This window comes from Proteiniphilum sp. LBM24028 (genome assembly GCF_056629195.1).
Genome location: NZ_CM152817.1, coordinates 2,496,450 through 2,517,903 on the forward strand (window position 1 = coordinate 2,496,450; position 21,454 = coordinate 2,517,903).

A 21,454-nucleotide genomic window follows, 5' to 3' on the forward strand; every position below is an offset into this window, starting at 1 on the left:
GACGTCACTATGCTGTTGTTCCGAGAATTTATTCCTCTTTTTCTATATTTATGACTCGACTCCCAAAAGAGCTGATATACTGAAAGTTGACAGTTTATTTCTTATTCACCCTGTAACATTCGTCGCCGTTATTGAAGAAAGCGACAATCTGTTTTGCAGCAGCCAGACCCGAATTGATATTGGCATCCGTAGTCTGGGCTCCTGTCTTTTTTGGTGTTGAGAAATAACGGTTCGGGAATTTGGAAAGAAACTCATCATGTCTGTCCGGCTTCACATCGGTAGCAAATTGAAATAGCGGACGTTCCTCCATGAGCCGGATCAGGTCTTCTTCCACCAGAAGTTCTTTGCGTGCGGTGTTAAGAAGCATACCGTCCTCCGGCATATATGACATGAGTTCGTAATTCACGCAGTCACGCGTTTCATCCAGCAAGGGCATATGCAGGGAAATAAAGTCGCAGCTCTGGAACAACTCAATGTTACTATATGCTGCGATCACGCCATACTCGCCTTCTTTTCGCAGGTCGTCGTGTGTAAGCGTAGGAGAATAGGCATACACGGGCATATCGAAGCCACGTGCAATCTTGGCAACCATTTTAGCTACATTGCCAAAAGCATACAAGCCAAGCCGGCGGTCTTTGATCTCGCGTCCCACGGAACCATCGAACCGATTGCGTTGCATAAAAATCATCAACCCGAATACCAGTTCAGCCACGGCATTGGCATTCTGACCCGGCGTGTTCATTACACAGATATTATGAGCGGTGGCCTCCTCCAGATTCACATTGTCATAGCCTGCTCCGGCCCTGACCACAATTTTCAGGTTGGGAGCGGCTTGCATCACTTCCTGATCAATCAGATCGCTCCGTATGATAACAGCATCCACATCTTTTACAGCATCAAGTAATTGTGCCTTGTCAGTATAATTTTCCAGCCTGGTGAATGAATGACCCGCTGATTCAATGATTTTCTGTATTTTTTGTACAGCCTGCACGGCAAATGGTTTACTTGTTGCCAAAAGTACCTTCATATTACTCCTCTTTTTTTAAAACTTTCCTAAATTTATAGAGCCACAAAATTACAAACTTATATCAAACAAAACACGAAATCGATGTAAAAAAATGCCGCTGGATTTTAATTTAAATCAGAAACACGGATTAAACTTTAAATACCAAAGTATCTGTGAAAGCCTTCTTTTGCAATTTAAAAGAATTTGTCGGGTAAACCGATTCATCGTATCTTTGCGTAAGATAAGACAAACGATGAACAGCCCCTATCCATCTACCCTGCTTGAAAATGCAGTAAACGAATTTGCCAGGCTTCCGGGAATAGGAAGGAAATCGGCCCTGAGGCTGGTACTACACCTGTTACGCCAGGAAGAAGAAAGTGTGACACACTTCACCGAAAGTATACTCAGGCTGAAACGGGAAGTAAAATACTGCGCTTACTGTCACAACATCTCTGACACCGAAGTATGCAGCATCTGTGCCAATAAAACAAGAAACAATGGGGTCATCTGTGTGGTAGAGAACATCAGGGAGGTGATGGCCATTGAGAAGACGGCGCAGTTTAACGGTTTATATCATGTGCTGGGTGGTATCATTTCCCCTATCGACGGCATTGGCCCGTCGGACCTGGAAATTAACAGTCTGGAGGAGCGGGTGAAAACCGGTGGCATCAGGGAAGTTATTCTCGCGCTGAGCGCCACCATGGAGGGCGATACCACCAACTTTTATATCTTTCGCAAATTGCAGCCTTATCATGTGAAGGTGAGCATCATTGCCCGGGGTGTCTCCGTGGGCAATGAGATTGAATATACCGATGAGGTGACGCTGGGACGCTCCATTCTAAACAGAACCCCCTTTGATGAATCCTACAAATTACTGTCGAGATGAAAGGAACTGCCGACGCATGCATTATTCTCTACTTGAGCCGACATCTATACGGGAATATGATTTTCCTTCTCCTGTTGTTTCTCCTGGTATTGTTCCGGGGAATTCCTTTTCCTGAAAATATTTTACCGGTCGGCGTCACCATGGAACGCTATGCCATCATGATTACCATCATTGCTATTCCGGTAGCATTGAAACTGTTTGCCGACCGGTTGAAAAAGATTTCATGCCCCAGGAAGGCCATTGAAGCAGGCAAAAAATATAAAAAAATATATTTCATGCGCTTATATACCCTCAGTGCTGTCACGTTAATGAACATTACATTGTTTGGTTTTTCGCGCAACAGTAATTTTATGTGGTTCACGATTGTACTTTTCATCATATTTTTGTTTTGCAGGCCTTCTTTGGCCGAACTGACAAACTTGTGGGAACTGCCCGATTCCAATCCCGGACAGCAGATCATGCATGAATCTCAGAAGCCTTTGGAAGATGAGTAAACTGCTGAAAAATAAGGAACTCCTGCTGCGTGCGCCCGAACCGGAAGATCTGGAGCTGCTTTACAAGTGGGAAAATGACACCCGGTTGTGGGAATATGGCAATGCCAATGCTCCTTATTCCCGTTTCAGTTTCAGGCAGTATCTTGCCGAATCGAAACAGGATATTTATGCCGACAGGCAGTTACGCCTCATGGTACAGATGCAGGCATCGGGAGTGGTGATTGGCATGGCCGACCTGTACGACTTTGATCCACATCACCGGAGGGCAGGTGTGGGTATTCTCATCGACGAAAACCAGCGAAACAGGGGTTACGGGTTACAGTCATTGTTGCTGCTGGAGGAATATGCTTTCGGCTTTCTCTCCTTCCATCAGCTCTATGCCTTTGTGCCGGAAAAAAACCAGGCGAGCAGGCAATTATTCAAAAAAGCAGGCTACCTTCCAGCAGGCACATTGAAGGAATGGCTTTTCAAGGACGACCATTTTGAAGATGTACATGTATGGCAGAAAATCAGAAGAAACCCATTACTTGAAGCAGTAAACAATAAAAATGAATAATATGCAGGAGGACATCAAAAAAGCCTGTGAGATCTTGCGAAACGGCGGAATCATTCTCTATCCCACCGACACCATCTGGGGGATCGGCTGCGATGCCACCAACGAAGAAGCCGTACAACGCGTGTATGAATTAAAGCAGCGCAGTGACAGCAAATCGATGCTGGTATTACTCGATAATCCGGCCAAACTGCAAACCTATGTGAAGGAGGTGCCCGATATAGCGTGGGATCTGATAGAGTTGACAGACAAGCCGCTCACCATCATTTACGATGGTGCCAAAAATCTGGCAGCAAACCTGATAGCCTCCGATGGCAGCATCGGCATACGCATCACCGCTGAAACTTTTTCGCGGGAGTTGTGTCGTCAGTACCGTAAACCCATTGTCTCCACATCAGCCAACGTGAGCGGTGAACCGGCGCCGGCCCGATTTTCGCAGATTGCGGGGGAGATAAAAAACGGAGTCGATTATATTGTAACCTGCCGGCAAAAAGAAACAACACCTGCCAAGCCTTCGGGCATTGTGAAGTTGGGAAAAGACGGAACCATTCATATCATCCGCAAGTAAAGAATTTCATTATCTTTGGCAGCAGAAGATATAAACAATGCAATTGAAAGAAATACACGACCGGTTCCTGCTTTGGCGTGATGCACACATTAAGGAGCGCCATTTCCTGCTGTTTATCTGTTTTCTTGTGGGAATACTCACTGCCCTGGCCGCCTGGATGCTAAAGACATCCATCCATTTCCTCCAGGTCTTTCTCACCGAAAACTTCAGCCGCGACAATCTCAATTTCTCCTATCTGCTTTTGCCCATTGCAGGCATTCTTATTGCCGGGTTATATGTCAAATATCTGGTGAAAGACGACATCAGTCATGGCGTGACGAAAATACTCTTCTCCATTTCACAGCATAAGAGCCGCATCAAACCCCACAACACGTATTCATCGCTCATAGCCAGCTCAATCACCATCGGATTTGGTGGTTCCGTGGGGGCGGAGGCTCCCATCGTGCTCACCGGTTCTGCCATTGGCTCCAACGTGGGAAGATTCTTCAGGCTGGAGCAACACAGCCTGATGATACTGGTCGGCTGCGGCGCAGCGGGAGCCATCGCCGGAATTTTCAAGGCTCCGGTGGCGGGCATTCTCTTTGTTATCGAGGTACTATTGCTCGACCTCACCATGTCGTCCATCCTTCCTCTGCTGGTAACTGCCGTAACTGCTACTACCGTATCATACCTTCTCAACGGTATGGATGCCATGTTTGCTTTCTCACAGGTAGAGCAATTTACGCTCAATCGCATTCCATATGTAATTTTACTGGGCATCCTCTGCGGGTTTATTTCACTTTACGTGATTCGCACCATGAGCTGGTGTGAAGATATATTCCATGGCTTACCCAACTGGAAGCGATTTATGCTGGGGGGGGTGATGCTCAGTCTGTTGATTTTCTTCTTTCCGCCGCTGTTTGGCGAAGGATACAACACCATTGAGACATTACTCGCCGGGGACAACTCTTTTCGTTCGCTCACCAACGAAAGTTTCTTTTACAACCTCGAAGGCCGTTGGGCTATTATCGTCTTTCTCTCGCTGGTACTTCTCTTCAAGGTATTCGCCACCAGTGCAACCAACGGGGGAGGTGGCACTGGCGGAGTATTTGCCCCCACCCTGTTTTTGGGTTGTATTGCGGGATTCATTTTTTCCTATACACTCAATCAGCTGGGTTACTCCACCTACCTGCCCCAGGAAAACTTTGCACTGATGGGCATGGCCGGTGTAATGGCCGGCGTGATGCATGCACCGCTCACTGGCACCTTCCTCATTGCCGAACTGACCGGGGGATATGAATTGTTTCTTCCCCTGATGATTGCGTCACTCGTATCGTACGGAACCATTCTGGTTTTTGAGAAGCACAGCATCTATGCGATACGGCTTGCCAAAAAAGGGAAACTGATTACCCACCACAAGGATAAGGCGGTTCTCACATTCCTGAAGATCGAAGAGTTACTGGAAAAAGATATCCCCACTGTGACACCGGAAATGACGCTGGGCGACGTGGTCAAAGTGATCTCCTCCTCCAGCCGGAACATCTTCCCGGTCGTAAACAATGAAGGGATGCTTCTGGGTTTAGTCATGATGAACGATATCCGTAACATCATGTTCCGACCGGAATTGTATGACCGGTTCACCGTGGATACGTTTATGGTGGGAGCTCCGGCAAAGATATCCATTGGTTCCGGCATGGAAGAGGTGATGCATAAGTTTGAAAACACCAAAGCCTGGAACCTGCCCGTTGTGAATGAAAAAGGAATTTATCTGGGTATTTTGTCCCAATCGTCGGTATTTAACTCTTACAGGGAGGTTTTGGTGGAAAATTATTCCGATACTGACGAATAACACATGAGTAAAATGGAAAAGAAAACACTGCGTATTGTCTTCATGGGCACGCCCGAGTTTGCGGTTGAGTCATTGAGAGCACTCGTCGAAAATAAATACAATGTGGTGGGTGTCATAACCATGCCCGACAAGCCGGCGGGCAGGGGATACAAGTTGCAGCCCTCGGCAGTAAAACAGTATGCCCTGCAGCATGGATTAAAAGTGCTGCAACCCGAAAAGCTGAAAGAGGAAACCTTTCTGCATGAATTGAAAATGTTACAGGCCGACATACAGGTAGTGGTGGCCTTCCGGATGCTTCCCGAGGTAGTATGGTCCATGCCTCCCGGGGGAACATTTAATCTGCATGCTTCGTTGCTCCCCCAATACCGTGGCGCTGCACCCATCAACTGGGCACTCATCAACGGAGAAGAGGAAACCGGCGTAACCACCTTCTTTCTCTCTCACGAAATTGATACCGGCCAGATTATCTTCCGCGAAAAGACTCCGGTTTATGAGGATGACAATGCGGGTATACTGCACGACAGGCTGATGGTCATGGGCGCAAAACTGGTGCTGAAGACGGTCGATGCCATCACGCAGGGCAACGTGACAACCATCCCTCAAAGAGATCTGATAGCCAATGATCCCGTATTAAAGACAGCCCCAAAGATTTTTACCGCGACATGCCGGGTAGACTGGTACAAAACGGCAGTCGAAGTGTATAATTTTATTCGCGGTCTCTCTCCCTATCCCACCGCATGGACGGAAATATATGCAGGTGAAACGGCGGAACCGCTGCGATTAAAGTTATATGGAGGAGAAGTGGTGGAAGGAGGCAATACCACCCTGGTGCCGGGCACCATTATCACCGACAATAAAACATTTCTTCATGTAGTGGTAAAGGATGGAGCCATCAGGCTCACCGACCTTCAGTTATCCGGTAAAAAAAGAATGGAAGTAACCGATTTCCTGCGTGGATATGTTTTCCCCGAAAATGCCCGTCTCCACTGATCAGGATTACCACTTGTAGTTGAGCCCGAAGCTAAGTGTCTGGCTGATCTGCCAGTACTTCAGATTAGGATCGGGGGGCACGTCGTCATCATAACGCACATTCACATAGATACGTGTGGAAAATGCATTGCTCAACGCCATATTCAGGCTGTTTTCAAATTCAGACATCACCTTATCGTAGCTGGTAAAGTAAGTCAGACGTGAGTCCCAGGTAATATACCGGGTTATATCATATTTTATGATGGAAGTAATAGTGGAACCCATATCGAGTACCGACCGCCTCCCTTCGGGGATACCATATCGTTTCACATTCACCGAATCATTTCCCACGAATTTATAATTTATGGATATGGGAGAAATGGACAGATCCCACTTGAACCTGCGATGTCGTACTTTCTCCGAACGCTTGTCGAGATTGAACTTCAAACCCACACCAGCATTCACGTATAGAGGAGCGATAAAGGCCGAACGCAACACATTTGAGTTGGGAGGATAGGAGTTGAACAGTTGTGATTTTGCCTCCATATTCATCGAGTAAGACCATCCTTTCAGGAAAGCATCCACACCAAAATCACCATAATAACGAATCAGGTCATTGCCGATACGATATCTCCGCAGGGTGTCGTCAGGCGCATTAAAAATCGACAACCGCCACTCCAATGTGTTATTAAACTTTACCTTCTCCTTATTATAGTTTGCCCTAAGCACATGATAACTATTGAAATTCAGGTTATTAGTCCCTCCCTTGTGCCAGTTGTCCGAGAAATAATTCTGGGCGAATTGAAAAGAGTGCTCACCGGAGCGTATCCAGTATTTCCGGTTAATGGTAGCCCCCTCTACTCCCGGTGCTTCCAGGGAGTAGGTTGTCTCCGACTTTAACAGTTCTCGAAACGGATTGAATGTTTCGCGTACGATCTCGTCACCACTTTTTACACGCGGGAGCGAATCGAAGTTCAAGACGGAATACCGGATACGATCGGGATATTGCATGTAGTAATCTCTCCTCACGCGCTGCACGAAATCGCCGTGAGCCAAAGCAGGAGCAAGTGTTTTATCGGAAGAAATAAGTGATCCGGCTACAGCTTCTTCCTTCGGAGGATAGAATGACAGATCCCGGGGAAGCATCCTGCCGTTAAAGATCATGGGCAGGAACAGTGGATTGTAGAAGAGCGTATCACGAAAGGTGAGCCCCCGCATCCTGTCGTAATTATTATGAGGAACGGGTAAATGTAAAGTACCGTTTTCTTTTCTGAAATAGAGTGAATCGAGCGGGTTTCGGAAAACCAGTGAATCACTGACTTGCAATAATGGTTTAATGCGAACAGATGCCGTATCCTGTGACAACCTGTCAGTATTCTGCAAGAGGGTGACCGACTGCTGCAGACCTTCCGGCTGTGTCTGGTCTTCCGACAGCGTTTGTCTTTCAATTTGTCTGCTGATATCGGTAATATCGCGAAAAAGTTCAAGTGAGTCGGACACCTGCGGGTTTGCCGATGAAGCATGGGCTGCGCCTGCCTTCACGCATAATGCAGTATATGCAAACAATGCCAAAATTAGGGGGAGGAGTCGTTTCATACTGATTTTTTATTCTTCTCTGAGGAAATTACAATAAATCATCTTTCATTCTTCCTAACGACAAAGGTATAAAAAAAGTTTTACTTATCGGGAATGTAAATGATCGATACCCCATTTCAACTGTTAATTATACTCAGGATTCAAAGAAAATAGATTAACTTCGCCCTGTAATGTAAAGAACAATAAAATTATTTCACGATGAAAAAGATATCATTCGTTTTACTGCTGATGATCGGAGCAATGGCTCTCACAGGCTGCCAGGGATACAATAGGATGGTAGAGAAACAGGAAGCCGTTACGGCACAATGGGGAAACGTGCAAAATTCCTATCAGAGGCGGGCAGACCTGATTCCAAACCTGGTAAACACTGTGAAAGGATATGCCACACACGAGCAGGAAACTTTTACACAGGTAACCGAAGCCAGGGCCAAGGCTACACAGACCACCATCAACCCGGAAAATCTCACCACCGAAAGCCTGCAGGAATATCAACAGGCGCAGAATCAGTTGAGCCAGGCACTTGGCAGGTTGTTGTTGATACAGGAAAACTACCCCGAGCTGAAGGCGAATCAGAATTTCCTTGCACTGCAGGATGAACTGGCAGGCACGGAAAACCGTATTTCCGTGGAACGTAATAAATTCAACCAGACGGCACAGGATTACAATGCCTACATCCGCAAGTTCCCGCAGGTGATTTATGCAAGATGGTTTAAATTTGAACCAAAAGCATACTTTGAAGCAGTACCCGAATCACAAGCAGCACCGGAAGTGGTGTTTTAATACATTATGCTGCACAAAGAAGAGCTGAATCAAATATCAGAATCGATCAGGAGTGCCGAAAGTCACACCTCGGGTGAAATACGGGTATGTGTTGCCAGACACTGTAAAGGCGACCCTCTGGATGCGGCATTACGAAAATTCCTGCAGCTGAAGATGGATACCACACAACTCAGAAACGGCGTGCTTATTTACGTGTCGCCGACCGATCAAAAAGCAGCCATTGTGGGTGATGAAGGAATAAACGATGCGGCGCGGGACGATTTCTGGGAAGATGCACTGGCAGAAATGCTCTCCTTTTTCAGGAAAGGACTTATTGTTGAGGGAATATCCAAAGGTGTGGGCAAGGTGGGCGAACTGATCAGGGTACAGTTTCCGGCGATGGAAAACAATATAAATGAACTTGGCGATGAGGTTATCCTGGAAGAGTAAAACACTGTTATTCACGGTGCTCCTGTTTTTGACTGCAGGGGTAAAGGCCCAGGATATTCCCTCACCCATGGTACCTTATCGCCTGGTCAATGATTTTGCCGGACTTTTTTCCACTGCCGAGACGACATCACTTGAACAAAAACTGCTTGCATATAACGACTCTACCTCCACACAAATTTATGTGGTCACCGTGAACGACCTCGGTGGCTACCCTGCTTCGGACTACGCCTTTCAGTTGGGCGAAGAATGGGGCATCGGACAGAAAAGTAAAAACAACGGCGCGGTCATTCTCATCAAGCCTAAAGTGGGAAACAGCCGGGGACAGGCTTTTATTGCCATAGGATATGGCCTTGAAGCACGTATAAACGATGCATTTGCCGGACGTATCGTTCGCAACGAAATGATTCCCTATTTCATTGAAGAAGACTATTTCGGCGGTGTGAATGCCGCTGTAGATGCCATGATTGCCCGCCTGTCGGGTGAGTTCACGGCGGATGAACAAGAGGGAGAAGGCATTCCGGTTATTGCAATCATCGTTCTGGTCCTTATCCTCGTCCTTCTTTTCATCTTTTTCTCGGGCGGTGGAGATCAACATATCGACAGTGAAGGACATCGTAGAGGCGGTATCCCACCCATATTTTTTCCGCCCATGACAGGAGGCAGCCGCAGAGGAGGAGGCTTTGGAGGTTTCGGCGGTGGAGGCTTCGGCGGTGGAGGCTTCGGCGGTGGAGGAGGTGGTAGTTTTGGTGGAGGAGGTGCCGGCGGTAGCTGGTAAGCGATATGCAGAAGCAGTTAATCACCGTAGTGGGTCCCACAGCATCCGGCAAAACCGCCTTTGCCGTGAGGCTTGCGCATGCCCTCGGCGGTGAGATCATCAGTGCCGACTCCCGGCAGATCTACCGGGGCATGGACATCGGCACAGGGAAGGATCTTTCCGAATACAATGTCAATGGCTCACCCGTCCCATATCATCTGATCGATATACGGGAGGCGGGAGACAAATATACCCTTTTTGATTATCAGCACGACTTTCATCTTGCCCTGCAGGAGGTACTTTCCCGAAACAGGAGACCCGTCCTCTGCGGAGGGACAGGACTCTATATTGAGTCTGTGCTAAAAGGGTATCATCTTCCCGATGTACCTGCCAACCTGGCATTGAGAAAATCTCTGGAAGGGAAATCAATTGAGGAACTTACAAAAATCCTGCAAAACTACCGTCGCCTGCACAACACCACGGACACCGACACGGTCAAAAGAGCCATACGGGCCATAGAAATAGCTCATTTCCAGAAATATAACAAGACGTTGGCGACTGAATTTCCACCACTTGAAAGTGTGGTACTGGGACTTCATATCGATCGTGAATTGCGACGCGAAAAAATTACGGCACGCCTGAAGGCTCGTTTGCAGGAAGGGATGATCGATGAGATAAGAAGTCTTCTTGATTCGGGTGTAGACGCGGACAGCCTGATTTATTACGGGCTGGAATATAAATATGTGACGCTCCATGTGCTAGGAAAGATCAGTTACGAGGAGATGTACAATCAACTCGAAATTGCAATACACCAGTTTGCCAAAAGACAGATGACATGGTTCCGGGGAATGGAGCGGCGGGGTATCCCCATCCATTGGATAGATGCAGCACTTCCGATGGAACAAAAAATAGACATCGCACTTTCTTGCCGGAGCAGGTAAGATAATCTCCGAAAAAAACGTAAATTTGCCCCGTCAACCATGCGGTATGCGGCATGGACTGATTCTGGATATTAAAATATTATCACGCCCATGATTAAAGGTATATTCCCTTCAGATAAATTCAGTAATTTAGAAACTCCGTTTTACTGGTACGATTTGGACCTTTTACGTGAAACACTCGACATCATCAGCGATGAATGCAGGGATAAACCCTTTCACGTCCATTATGCAGTCAAAGCGAATGCCAATCCGCGCATATTAAAAGAGATAGCCGCTTACGGGTTTGGCGCCGATTGTGTGAGCGGCAACGAAATACTGAGAGCACTGGAATGCGGGTTCAGTTCCGATAAGATTGTATTCGCAGGAGTAGGGAAAACAGACCGGGAGATACTGATCGGGCTCGATCATGATATCTTTTGCTTCAATGTGGAATCGAAGCCCGAACTGGCCGTGCTTAGCGCACTAGCCGCGGACCGCGGAAAGAAGGCACGTGTGGCACTGCGCATCAATCCCAATGTGGACGCCCACACCCATAAATATATCACCACCGGGTTAAACGAAAACAAGTTCGGCATCAACGAGCAGGATTTACCCGAAATAATGCAGATGATCAGTACATCACCGCATATTGAGCTCATTGGCATACATTTTCATATCGGCTCCCAGATCACCGATCTCTCTGCGTTTGAAGACCTTTGCGTAAAAGCTGCGGTATTGCAGGAATGGTTCAACGGTCAGGGGGTTACCTTACCGGTAATTAATGTAGGTGGCGGGCTGGGTATTAACTACCAGCATCCCAACCACTGTCCGGTAGCCGACTTTGAAGCCTACTTCCGTCTTTTTGAGAGGTATCTGAAATTACAGGAAAATCAGACACTTCACTTTGAGCTGGGCCGTTCACTGGTCGCGCCCTGCGGTTCACTGATCACACGGGTGCTCTACGTGAAAGAGGGCTTGCAGAAGAAATTCCTGATCGTGGACGCCGGCATGACCGATCTGATCCGCCCCGCCCTGTATCAAGCTTTTCATCACATTGAGAACATCAGCTCAGAAGGGGATTACATGCCCTATGACGTGGTAGGTCCCATTTGCGAGTCGAGCGACATCTTTGGTGAGGAGAGGATGCTGAATGAAGCCGTACGGGGCGATCTGATCGCAATTCGTTCCGCAGGTGCTTATGGCGAAACAATGGTATCACAGTACAACTGTCGCGAAAAACCCGCATCATATTTCTCAGATTCTCTTTAACTGCATGACAAATAATGGACGCACTCATATTTTATTTTAACTCACTCTCCCTCTTTGAGTGGATTTTGGGAGGGATCCTGTCTCTGAGCTTCCTTATTCAGCTCTGCTTTTATCTTTTCATCTACAAAAAGCCATACATCCACAAAAAAAAACAAAAAGAGAATCCTTTTCCCACTGTAGATCTCCCGGGCATCTCCGTGATTATCACATCTAAAAATAATTCGGAAGAACTGAGAAAGAATCTTCCTCTAATTCTGGAACAGGATTATCCCCTTTTTGAAGTGATCGTGGTAAACAGCGGGTCGACCGATGAAACTGACATAGTACTAAAAGCCGCCGAATTAAAATATCCCCATCTCTATCATACTTTTGTTCCGGCCGAGGCAGACAGCGTTAATGAAAAGAAGCTGGCACTCACGCTGGGAATCAAAGCGGCAAAGTATGACCTGCTTCTTTTTACCGAAGATTTTTGCAAGCCCTGCAGCCCTCAATGGATTCAGGCGTATGGGAGGGAATTTGCAAAAGGATATGACATCTTATTGGGGTTTAATAAAATTAAAATTGCAAAAAATGTTCTCTCGCGTAAATTTATCCTGTATGACAACCTTATTCACCATCTGAAATTTTTATCAATGGCAATCCTGCACAGACCATTTATGGGCATAGGGCGTAACATGGCTTATAGAAAGGATATTTTTTTTGCCGGTAAGGGGTATTCCTCCATATTAAACATAGAAGGAGGAGACGACGATTTGTATATCAACAGGATTGCCCGCGAAAAAAACAGAAAAACAGGGGTGTTACTCTCAAAGGAGAGCCTGACGGAAACATCCGGTGTGAATAATTTCTTTGTATGGAGGGCATTAAAATCGAAACACCTCTATACCAAGCAGTTTTATAAAGGTTTTTCCGCACATATTTTCGGTCTGGAAACGTTTAGCAGGTATCTCTTCTATGCTGTCTTTGCCGGTTCCGTAACGTGGAGTATTCTCACAAAGGACTATCCACTGCTGACCTGTGCATCTCTGTTGTTCATTATACGCTACGGGATACAGCTTCTGGTGATCAACCGCAACAGTATGCTTTTCGATCATGTAACCTATCACATCCACCTGATTCCGTTCGATTTGTTTCAGCCTTTCAATAACCTGCGCTTTCGCCGTTATGCCAACAGAAGAAATAATCAAAGGAGATGACAAACGGAAATAAGAGACATTTTGTCCGATTGAGATAAGGTTCAGACGCCCAAACGGGTTAAATGGGGTTAATGAGCCAATCCTTCAGTTAAAAGTGTTAAAAAGCAAGTAAATATCCAAAACAGATGCACATTTTTTGCTCTATATTTGTAATAGATAGTCAGAAAAATAAAAATCAGGAATATGGATACAAGTAAAACTAAAAACATCTTTTTTATTGTGCTGGTAGCGGTATTAAGTTCTGTGATTACCCTACTGGGTTACAACGTTATCACCAGGAACGGAAAAGTATTGGGAGGGACAGCTTCCGGAACTACATCACAAACAACCGGCACCTATGCCAATTCTTTTGATCAGGACAAGAACGTGGTTCTTACCAACCTCACCACAGCTGATGGTTATCCCGATTTTACAGAAGCCGCTGCAAAATCAGTCGACGGCGTGGTACATGTCAAAACAAAGACCATCAGCCAGCAACAATACATCAATCCGTTTGACTTCTTCTTCGGATTTGGTGATCGTTCGCCTGCACAGCCCCGTGAACAGGTAGGTTTCGGATCGGGTGTCATTATTTCAAAAGACGGGTACATCATCACCAACAACCACGTCGTTGAAAATGCCAATGAGGTGTCGATCTCGCTGAATGACAACCGTGAGTTTACAGCCAAGGTTATCGGCACGGATAAGTTAAGCGACATTGCACTACTTAAGATAGAAGGGGAGAATTTCCCTTATCTTACGTTCGGCAATTCCGATGCACTGCAGGTAGGTGAATGGGTGCTGGCCGTGGGCAACCCGTTTAATCTCACCTCTACCGTAACTGCCGGCATTGTGAGTGCCAAGAACAGAGGTAATGTAATGGGGGGAGGACTCGGCATCCAGTCGTTCATTCAAATAGATGCGGCAGTGAATCCCGGTAATAGTGGCGGTGCCCTTGTAAATACACGTGGAGAGCTTGTTGGCATCAACACCGCCATCTACTCCCAGACAGGCAACTTTGCAGGGTATGCCTTTGCAGTACCCATCTCCATTGCCGGCAAGGTAGCAGCCGATTTGAAAGAATATGGCACCGTACAGCGTGCAGTACTCGGCATCCAGGTGCCCAACATAGAGAATATCGGCCGTGAGAATCCCGACAGGGCACGTGAGCTCTCGCAGATAAAAGGCGTACTCGTGGAGGACTTTTCTGATCGCAGTGCCGCGAAGGCAGCGGGTATACAGAAAGGCGATATTCTCACTTCCATCAACAAGGTACCCATCCGTAACTTTGCAGAATTGCAGAGTCAGCTAAACAGATACCGTCCGGGTGACAAGATAAGCGTAACAGTTGATCGCAATGGCAACGAACGTTCTTTTAACGTGGAACTGAAGAACGACGAAGGAAATACCGACATCACACGCAGTACAGACGTAATGAGCAAGCTGGGTGCAACCTTCCGGCCAGTAAACGACGATACAAAGAGTAAACTTGGCATTTCGAGCGGCGTTGAAGTCGTAAGTGTGAATAATGGCGGTCTTTTCAGAAAGAATGGCATCAACAAGGGATTCATTATTATGCGAATTAATAATACACCTGTCGACAGCGAAGGTGATATTTCGAAAATTGTAGCTTCCACCAACAGCCGACAGGACAAAGTGCTGCTTGTGGCCGGCTTTTATCCCAATGGAAGAACGCAATACATTGCCATTGATCTGACGACCGATTAACTACAAAAGTTAATAAAGGTTATTTCGACTTTTTTTGGTAACAAAAATAACAGAAATAGTGTTTTATAGCAAAGGAATTAGGCAATTTGCCGGATTCCTTTGCTATGTGTTTGGCATAAAGTCATTTTTTCGCAGACATAACGAAATTTTTTGTACTTTTGCAGCCCCGAACAGAAAAGAGTAAAAATATATAGAGCAGAATTAGATTAAATGAGACAACTAAAAATTACAAAATCGATCACCAACCGGGAAAGTGCTTCATTAGACAAGTATCTTCAGGAGATCGGTCGTGAAGATCTGATCACCGTGGAAGAGGAAGTCGAGTTGGCACAGGCCATCAAGAAAGGTGATCGTCAGGCGCTGGAAAAACTCACCAGAGCCAACCTCCGGTTTGTCGTATCGGTTGCCAAGCAATATCAAAACCAGGGATTGAGCCTTCCTGACCTGATCAACGAAGGCAATCTGGGATTGATAAAGGCTGCCGAGAAATTCGACGAAACAAGAGGTTTTAAATTTATCAGCTATGCAGTATGGTGGATCCGTCAGTCCATCCTTCAGGCATTGGCTGAGCAATCACGTATAGTTCGGTTGCCTTTGAATCAGGTTGGATCTCTCAATAAGATAAGTAAAGCTTTCCAGAAATTTGAACAGGAGAACGAACGCAGGCCTTCTGCCGAGGAACTGGCACTGGAACTGGACCTGTCGGTAGACAAGGTGACGGACTCACTGAAGGTGTCGGGCCGTCATATCTCCATGGATGCTCCTTTTGTAGAAGGGGAAGATAACAGCTTGCTGGATGTGCTTGTAAATGATGATGCACCTATTGCAGACAGGACTCTGATCAACGAGTCACTGCAGAAAGAGATTGACAGGGCTCTTTCCACCCTTACCGAGAGAGAAAGTGACATCATCAAGATGTTCTTCGGTATAGGATGTCAGGAGATGACACTCGAAGAAATTGGTGACAAATTTCAGCTTACACGTGAGCGTGTACGTCAGATAAAGGAAAAAGCAATCAGGAGGTTAAGACAGGATTCGCGAAGTAAACTTTTAAAAAGCTATCTCGGATAATTTTCACAGAAAGCCTGTATCCTTGCCACAAGTGAGTAAATAATCCCCTGTGGAAACGGTTTTTTCTTTTTTTTACTTAAAAAAGAGGGTTATGTGAAAATTAAGTTTTACATTTGTATGTTTGGTTTATGCGTCAAGTTTGAAAGCAGATATTTTTTGGTATCTATTACAATTTTATCGTAATATTTCCGAACATTTTTAAAACGGAGCTGTTATAGTTAGAACAACAAAAGTACTTGGAGTAGTACTGATAATCACATCATAAAAAAATAATATCGAGTTATTGTAATTAAAACGTTTAATTAGAATTTAAATTTATGAAAAAGTTTAGTTTACTTTTATTTACTGCTCTTGTGGCGTTTAGCATAAGTGCGCAAGAAGTACAAAACGTTTCTCATGGTACGGTGTATCTGAAAAACAAGGCAAGTGACAATTGGTATATAGGTCTTGGCGGAGGTACCAACCTTTTCTTTAACGACACCGAGAACAATGCTGACGCAAACATCGGCGATCGTTTGGGATGGATGGGACAACTGGAAATTGGACGCTGGAACTCTCCCAACTGGGGTGGACGTCTGGTGATCGACGGTGGTCATATCAAACTCGTTAATCCGGACGCTACACGCTTTCCCGAACTTAACTGGCTGGGTGGTCATGTAGACTTGATGTACAATGTCATCAACGCATGGGGATCCTATAATCCTGACAGGGTATACAGCCTGATCCCTTATCTGGGTATCGGTTACATGTACGGACTGGATGCAGACTGGAAAAAACCGAATCCTGACGGTGACCTGTTCAAACACCAGAACCAATCACTTACCTACAATGTTGGTTTGATCAACAACTTCCAGCTTTCAAGCAATGTAGCTCTTTTCCTTGAACTGGGATGGAGAGTGATGCAAGGCTCATTCGACGGTGCCTCTAACCCGAACTATGATTATGACAGCATGTTCACTGGTACTGCTGGTGTGAAATTCGGCTTAGGTGGAAAACAGACATTTACACCTGCTGAACTGATGGATTACAACCTGATCAACGACCTCAACAGCCAGATCAACAGGCTGCGTGCAGAAAACGAAGAGCTGAGACTCAGACCGGAATCTTGCCCCGAATGTCCTGAAGTACAGCCCACTGTAGTATCTGAAGGCGTATATGTACCCAACGTGGTATTCTTCCGCATCAACTCTGCCAAGATCGACAAGGGACAGCAGGTAAGCGTTTACAACACGGCTGAATATCTGAAAGCCAACGGAAACGCAAAAGTAAATATCGTGGCTTATGCTGACAAACAGACCGGTACTCCCGAGTACAACTTTGCACTTTCAGAAAAACGTGCAAGAGCGGTTGCCGATGCATTGACCAACGAATACGGAATCAGCAGTGATCGTATCTCCATCGACTGGAAGGGCGATACTGAACAGCCTTATGCTGAAAACGACTGGAACCGTGTTGCTATCTTCTTTGTTGAGTAATCCAACACAGTCCTGATTTAATCCAAGTAGGAAGAAAACGAAGTAGTTTTCTTCCTACTTTCGTTTTGTGACCTCTCACAACACCGTCAGTACGGCCCCTTCCTATACGGCGGTTCCTTAATATTCCACTCTGAACGCTTCGGAGTAATCCGAGAAGATAACGTGAGCCCGGCTCCGGAATCTGAAATCTGATATCTCCTCCGGAGTATTATGGGGGCCGGCCTTCCGGGTTTATTCCTTTATATATATACGCTTAACGCGGGGAGAAATAGATGTGAGTATTTCGTAGGGAATGGTACCGATGCTGTCGGCCAGATCAACCACAGAAAGTCCCTCACCAAATATGACTACCGTATCCCCCTCTCTGGCATGGATGTCGGTAACATCCACCATGCAAAGGTCCATACATACATTTCCCACAATGGGAGCGTACTGCCCGTTGATAAGAACCTTTCCCTTCCTGTTGCCAAACTGCCTGTCCAGACCGTCAGCATATCCGAAGCGTATTGTGGCAATTCGCGCATCGCGTGTCAGTTTCTCCTTACGGCCATATCCGATGGTTTCATTTGAGGAAACCTCTTTTATTTGTAAAATAGTTGTCTTGAGCGTGCAGACGTTTTTCAAACCCTTCAAGCCACTGGCACTTACACCGTAGAGTCCAATCCCCAGACGGCACATATCCCAATGGGTTCCGGAAAAACGTTCCATTCCTGCTGAATTGAGAATATGTTTGTAAACATTGTATTGCAATGCTCTTTCAATTTCATCCGCAGCATGCCTGAATGTTTCCATCTGCCGCTGGGTAAATTCATCGAACAGCCAGCTTTCACTGGCCGAGAGATGCGAAAAAACAGAACGCACCTTTAATCCCTTCTGTGCATTAAGGATATGAACCAACTCGGTTATCTGCTCCGGCATGAATCCCAGGCGGTGCATTCCTGAATCTATCTTAATATGAACAGGATAATTTGTAATACCTCTTCTATCGGCTTCTTTGATGAAAGCCTCGAGAATACGGAAATTATAAACTTCCGGCTCCAGGTCGTTGGAAAATAGCTCTTCAAACCCGTTTACCTCCGGATTGAGTACGATTACTGGCAAAGAGATACCCTCTTTCCGCAGCATAATTCCTTCCTCAGCCACAGCCACAGCCAGGTAATCACAACGATGATACTGCAGTGTTTTGGCAATTTCTACGGCACCTGCACCGTATCCGTTTGCCTTCACCATGCACACCAGTTTCAAATGCGGATCGAGCCTCGATTTGTAAAAATTAAAATTATGTACCACTGCATCCAGATCTACCTCAAGCATTGTTTCATGGATACGTTCCTCCAGCAGAACACTGATCTTTTCGAAATGATGCTTGCGGGCACCTTTCAAAAGAATAAGCTCCTCATGAAATCGTTTCCATTCTCCTGAACGAATAAAATCATCGGTGGAAAGGTAAAACGACTTCTCCTTCGTACTAAATAAATCGGCATGCGCAGTGATATCCGGACCAATGCCGATCATTTTATCTATCCCGCCCTGTTCCACCATACTGGCTACCTTTTTATAAAGAGAACGCGGCGATAATCCTGTCTGGAGGATATCAGAAAGAATGACTGTTTTTATCAACGGACGGTCCATCCTGCGTTGTTGTTGAAAATCGAGTGCAATTTTTATCGAGTTGATATCAGAATTGTAGGTATCATTAATGATCAGGCAGTCGTTCTTCCCTCTGCGCACATCCAGACGCATGGCCACAGGCTCCAACTGCATCATCCTTTCAGAGATAACCGAAGGGGGCAGATGTAAATAGAGTGCTACCGCCAGACAATTGATTGCGTTCTCTATGGAAGCATCGTCGGTAAACGGTATGACGAAAGAATAATCAAAGTCGAGGAATGAATAACAAATAGAGGTTGAACTCTCCTTTTTTTCAATACTGGAAATAAACAAAGGCGCATCTCTGTTTTTTCTGGACCAGGAAAAACTTTTCTGTGAAATCACCATCATATCCACACAGCGCGAAACAAGCTCGTTATCTTCATCGTAAATAAAGACATTGCAGTTGACGAAAAGTTCCAGTTTTTCCATGCACTTCTGCTGCAGTGAAATAAAATTTTCCTGATGTGCTTCCCCTATTTTAGTAAGTACACCAATTGTCGGCCGTATTACAGGCTCCAGATATTCCATCTCATCGGGCATGGAGATACCCGCTTCAAAAATTCCCAGTTCTGCCTGCTCATCCAGTTGCCACACAGATAAGGGTACCCCTATCTGCGAGTTGTAACTCCTCGGTGAGCGTACAATGTTGAAATTTTTATCCAAAAGCTGATAGAGCCACTCCTTCACGATCGTTTTCCCGTTACTCCCTGTGATACCGATAACCGGTATGTCAAACATGCTCCTGTGATATGCGGCAATTTTCTGGAGTGCCCACAGGCTGTTTTTCACTTTCAGAAAGTTGGTATTGCTGAATTGATCCCATTCCGGCATTGTTTTGGTTACGACAAAATTCCGGACACCCCGCTCATACAGTTCTTTCACAAAAGCGTGTGCATCGTTGTTTTTTGTTTCAAGTGCAAAAAAAAGCGTTTCCTCACCATTAGAGAGCTTACGACTGTCAGTAAGCAACGTCTTAATTTGTGCCGGATACATTTTATCCGGTTTAATACCCAATATGGATGCTATTTGTTGAATAGAATAAGTCATGTTTCGATTTATTTTGATTGCAGAAGATTTATCTCCTCATCGCATGATATCTCCGGATGCCGCGCTGCAAATATTTCAATTTTTTGAGATAATAATTTTTTAAATGAACGAAATGACGGGGTATCGGGATGAAGCGGCCTGTGATTGAGTCCTTTTCTGATTTGAGCCCATTCCGCGTTTACGCTGCGTGTCTCGTCCGAAAAGAAAGTCTCTGAAAATCTCTCCCAAATATATTCGATTGCAAGTGGTGAGGGATGCATCATGTCATCCGCGTAAAAACGGTAGTCACGTAACTCGTCCATCATTAGTTCGTACGCCGGAAAATAACGTATCACCTCAGGGAAACCTTGTTGTAAAGCATCGATGACAAGATGCAGGATTGATTTGCTCAGTTGATTTTCATGAGCACCTTCTCTCAGGTGACGCACAGGACTTACAGTGAAAAGAAACCGTGCACCGGGGTTTTCATTTAAATCCGGCCGATCACCTCTTTCCATTCTTTCACTATTTCATCTACCGACAAGCGTACCCTGATAAACCTGTCTGCAGGAATCTGATGACAATTTCCTGCGATTTCGCCGTTTTCTTTCCAACGATAAACAAAGGCTGTACCAAATGTAACCAGAAAAAGAGAGGTGCGACGAATTTGGGCTGCCGCAGGCTCAAACCGGATATTTATTTTCCCAAGACATCCCTGCTTTTCTGTGTCCGAGAATTGCCCGTGATGCATCAAACTGTGGTATAACCCATTATGACGTATCAGTTCGGATTCGGTGAACGGAACGCCCGTCAACAACCTGCCGATGGCCCGTGAAATAGAAAACGGATTGTACAGGATACCGAAGGGATTCTCCTCCAGCTTGAATTTATGCTGGAGCAACCGGCTTCCTATATGGGAGGAAAAGCAGGATCCCAAAACCATAATTTGGGAAGAGTGCGTGATCAGGATATCCGACCGGGGGATTTGTATGGCTGTACTGAACTCCATTTTTTAAACAATTTCCACACAAAAATAACAATAAACGCACCATTCGTGGCAATTCTACTCATTATAATTTGTGAAAATGAAAAGGGAGGAAAGTAAAGTCTATAAAAAAGGAAAGGTTGTCTCACGACAACCAATCTTCATTGTTAACCTTAAATCTAATACCATGAAAAACACGTTGCAAATATAGCAGCTTTTGAGTTATAAAACACCATTTACGAAGAGAAAAAAAACATATTTCGTGCAATTTAACTAAAGAACCGCCCTT

At 45.6% G+C, this 21,454-nt stretch carries 20 protein-coding genes; 15 read left to right on the top strand and 5 right to left on the bottom strand.

The window, feature by feature from the left end:
- Positions 1-94 precede the first annotated feature (94 nt).
- Positions 95-1,027, bottom strand: coding sequence for an NAD(P)-dependent oxidoreductase (locus AC1HCU_RS09990; RefSeq protein ID WP_480365611.1), 933 nt, complete (start codon positions 1,025-1,027; stop codon positions 95-97).
- 232 nt (positions 1,028-1,259) lie between these two features.
- Here AC1HCU_RS09990 and recR point away from each other — a divergent pair, with 232 nt between their 5' ends.
- From recR to fmt, 6 genes are read left to right on the top strand one after another with little or no spacing between them, the layout of a single operon-like run.
- Entirely contained in the window at positions 1,260-1,892 is a 633-nt protein-coding gene (gene recR / locus AC1HCU_RS09995) for a recombination mediator RecR (protein WP_480371153.1), read from the top strand.
- Positions 1,889-2,386, top strand: a complete 498-nt coding sequence (locus tag AC1HCU_RS10000; RefSeq protein ID WP_480365613.1) for a hypothetical protein — start codon at positions 1,889-1,891, stop codon at positions 2,384-2,386. Before recR ends, AC1HCU_RS10000 begins: the two co-directional genes overlap by 4 nt.
- A complete protein-coding gene (locus AC1HCU_RS10005) occupies positions 2,379-2,942 on the top strand; it encodes a GNAT family N-acetyltransferase (RefSeq protein ID WP_480365615.1) in 564 nt (187 codons plus the stop codon). Before AC1HCU_RS10000 ends, AC1HCU_RS10005 begins: the two co-directional genes overlap by 8 nt.
- Position 2,943: 1 nt before the next feature.
- Entirely contained in the window at positions 2,944-3,507 is a 564-nt protein-coding gene (locus tag AC1HCU_RS10010; RefSeq protein WP_480365618.1) for an L-threonylcarbamoyladenylate synthase, read from the top strand.
- Between the two features lie 37 nt (positions 3,508-3,544).
- Positions 3,545-5,335, top strand: a complete 1,791-nt coding sequence (locus AC1HCU_RS10015; protein WP_480365620.1) for a chloride channel protein — start codon at positions 3,545-3,547, stop codon at positions 5,333-5,335.
- Between the two features lie 12 nt (positions 5,336-5,347).
- Positions 5,348-6,325, top strand: a complete 978-nt coding sequence (fmt, locus tag AC1HCU_RS10020; RefSeq protein WP_480365622.1) for a methionyl-tRNA formyltransferase — start codon at positions 5,348-5,350, stop codon at positions 6,323-6,325.
- A gap of 6 nt (positions 6,326-6,331) precedes the next feature.
- Here the strand turns inward: fmt and AC1HCU_RS10025 are convergent, their stop codons facing one another.
- Complete coding sequence (locus AC1HCU_RS10025; protein ID WP_480365624.1) at positions 6,332-7,900, bottom strand: DUF3078 domain-containing protein; 1,569 nt, start codon at positions 7,898-7,900, stop codon at positions 6,332-6,334.
- A 198-nt stretch (positions 7,901-8,098) separates the two neighbouring features.
- On the opposite strand from AC1HCU_RS10025, the gene AC1HCU_RS10030 reads away from it, so the two are divergent.
- From AC1HCU_RS10030 to AC1HCU_RS10070, 9 genes are all read left to right on the top strand, one after another.
- Positions 8,099-8,680, top strand: a complete 582-nt coding sequence (locus AC1HCU_RS10030) for a LemA family protein (protein WP_480365626.1) — start codon at positions 8,099-8,101, stop codon at positions 8,678-8,680.
- 6 nt (positions 8,681-8,686) lie between these two features.
- Entirely contained in the window at positions 8,687-9,109 is a 423-nt protein-coding gene (locus AC1HCU_RS10035) for a TPM domain-containing protein (RefSeq protein WP_480365628.1), read from the top strand.
- A complete protein-coding gene (locus AC1HCU_RS10040; RefSeq protein ID WP_480365630.1) occupies positions 9,087-9,884 on the top strand; it encodes a TPM domain-containing protein in 798 nt (265 codons plus the stop codon). The genes AC1HCU_RS10035 and AC1HCU_RS10040 overlap by 23 nt, the downstream gene beginning before the upstream one ends.
- Positions 9,885-9,889: 5 nt before the next feature.
- A complete protein-coding gene (gene miaA / locus AC1HCU_RS10045) occupies positions 9,890-10,804 on the top strand; it encodes a tRNA (adenosine(37)-N6)-dimethylallyltransferase MiaA (RefSeq protein ID WP_480365632.1) in 915 nt (304 codons plus the stop codon).
- A 90-nt stretch (positions 10,805-10,894) separates the two neighbouring features.
- The gene (gene lysA, locus AC1HCU_RS10050) at positions 10,895-12,052 is read left to right on the top strand and encodes a diaminopimelate decarboxylase (protein ID WP_480365633.1); all 1,158 of its coding nucleotides are present in this window, start codon (positions 10,895-10,897) and stop codon (positions 12,050-12,052) included.
- Positions 12,053-12,066: 14 nt separating this feature from the next.
- A complete protein-coding gene (locus AC1HCU_RS10055; protein ID WP_480365635.1) occupies positions 12,067-13,248 on the top strand; it encodes a glycosyltransferase in 1,182 nt (393 codons plus the stop codon).
- Positions 13,249-13,431: 183 nt separating this feature from the next.
- A complete protein-coding gene (locus AC1HCU_RS10060) occupies positions 13,432-14,955 on the top strand; it encodes a Do family serine endopeptidase (protein ID WP_480365637.1) in 1,524 nt (507 codons plus the stop codon).
- 210 nt (positions 14,956-15,165) lie between these two features.
- On the top strand, positions 15,166-16,026 hold the full coding sequence (locus tag AC1HCU_RS10065) for a sigma-70 family RNA polymerase sigma factor (RefSeq protein ID WP_480365639.1): 861 nt from the start codon (positions 15,166-15,168) through the stop codon (positions 16,024-16,026).
- A 317-nt stretch (positions 16,027-16,343) separates the two neighbouring features.
- The gene (locus AC1HCU_RS10070; RefSeq protein WP_480365641.1) at positions 16,344-17,501 is read left to right on the top strand and encodes an OmpA family protein; all 1,158 of its coding nucleotides are present in this window, start codon (positions 16,344-16,346) and stop codon (positions 17,499-17,501) included.
- 231 nt (positions 17,502-17,732) lie between these two features.
- Here AC1HCU_RS10070 and AC1HCU_RS10075 read toward each other — a convergent pair whose 3' ends face one another.
- The 3 genes from AC1HCU_RS10075 to AC1HCU_RS10085 are packed head-to-tail and all read right to left on the bottom strand — an operon-like array spanning position 17,733 to position 21,189.
- Entirely contained in the window at positions 17,733-20,201 is a 2,469-nt protein-coding gene (locus tag AC1HCU_RS10075) for a bifunctional UDP-N-acetylmuramoyl-tripeptide:D-alanyl-D-alanine ligase/alanine racemase (RefSeq protein WP_480365643.1), read from the bottom strand.
- A gap of 8 nt (positions 20,202-20,209) precedes the next feature.
- Complete coding sequence (locus tag AC1HCU_RS10080; protein WP_480365645.1) at positions 20,210-20,698, bottom strand: GSCFA domain-containing protein; 489 nt, start codon at positions 20,696-20,698, stop codon at positions 20,210-20,212.
- Positions 20,671-21,189 (bottom strand): GSCFA domain-containing protein, encoded by a 519-nt coding sequence (locus tag AC1HCU_RS10085; RefSeq protein ID WP_480365647.1) that lies wholly within the window; start codon positions 21,187-21,189, stop codon positions 20,671-20,673. The genes AC1HCU_RS10080 and AC1HCU_RS10085 overlap by 28 nt, the downstream gene beginning before the upstream one ends.
- Positions 21,190-21,454: the final 265 nt, after the last annotated feature.